Origin of the sequence: Paraburkholderia sediminicola, from assembly GCF_046026895.1 — a bacterium.
Taxonomy (GTDB): domain Bacteria; phylum Pseudomonadota; class Gammaproteobacteria; order Burkholderiales; family Burkholderiaceae; genus Paraburkholderia; species Paraburkholderia sediminicola_C.
Window position 1 is genome coordinate 1 of record NZ_JAQQEU010000223.1, and the last position, 1,374, is coordinate 1,374.

Here is a 1,374-nt window from a genome sequence, read left to right on the forward strand (position 1 = left end):
TGGAGTTGACCCGCTTTCGTGGACACCTATCCTTTGGAACAGGAGGTGCCCACCATGGCGAAGCATCGCACCCCGTACCCGGCGGAATTCCGGGCCCAGATGGTCGAACTGGTGAAGGCAGGGCGTACGCCGGAGGAACTGGCGAAGGAGTTCGAGCCGACCGCACAAACCATCTACAACTGGGTGGCGCAGGCCGATCGTGACGCAGGCAGACGGCACGACGGGCTGACCACCGCCGAGCGCGAGGAACTGACACGGCTGCGCCGCAAGGTTCGCCAGCTCGAGGTTGAGCGGGACATACTTTCAAAAGCCGCGGCCTGGTTCGCCCGGGAGACCGGGACCGTGCCCGACAAGGGTTCGAGTTCATGAAAGCGAATCAGGCCATCTGGCCCATTGCGACGATGGCGCGGCTGCTGGAGGTCTCCGCCAGCGGCTTTTACGCGTGGCTGGGACGCGGGCCATCGAAACGGGCACGCAGTGATGCCGAGCTGCTGGCCCGTATCCGCGCCATCCACGCCCGCTCGCACGGCACCTATGGGATGCCCCGCATTCACGCCGAACTGACTACTCAGGGCGTTCACGTGGGGCGCAAGCGGGTCGCCCGCCTGATGCGTATCGCGGGTCTATGCGGCGTGAGCCGGCGGCGCCGGTTCACCACCACGCGGCGCCAGCCCGATGCGCGGCCGGCCCCCGATCTGGTACAACGCCACTTCAGCGCCGACGCGCCCAACCGGCTGTGGGTGGCCGATGCGACCTATGTACCGACCGGCGAAGGGTTTCTGTATCTGGCGGTGGTGCTGGATGTGTTCAGCCGCCGCATCGTCGGCTGGTCGATGTCAAGTCATCTGTACACCGAACTGATGCTACGGGCGCTGGACATGGCGCTGGCGCAACGCCGTCCCAATGGCGTCATCCATCACTCCGATCAAGGATGCCAATACACCTCGATCGCATTCGGGCGACGCTGCCGCGAGGCCGGTGTGCGTCCGTCCATGGGCAGCGTTGGCGACTGCTTCGACAACGCCATGTGCGAAAGTTTTTTCGCCACCCTTGAATGCGAGCTGCTGGCGCGCTCGCACTTCGCCACGCATGAACAGGCGCGGCGCGAGATCTTCCACTTCCTGGAGGCGTGGTACAACCCGCTTCGCCGTCACAGCGGGCTCGGCTATCGCTCGCCGATTATTTACGAACAGCTGCATGCAGCGCAAAAACCAACCTCATCCACATGCGAGTTGTCCACCGCCGGCCGGCGTCGTGGTCGTGACAGGCGACCCGCCGACCGGCCGTGGACAACTCGCAGCACCGCTTCAAACGGAGGTAACCTATCCGCTCAAAATTCAACTACGTAACCGTCCACCGAAACGGGTCATCCCC

The 1,374-nt window shown here is 64.5% G+C and carries 1 pseudogene; it reads left to right on the forward strand.

Features of this window, described 5'->3' with window-relative positions:
• Positions 1–54: 54 nt before the first annotated feature.
• Positions 55–1,205: pseudogene (locus PQR02_RS40410) on the forward strand (IS3 family transposase); the annotation flags it as partial.
• Positions 1,206–1,374 lie beyond the last annotated feature (169 nt).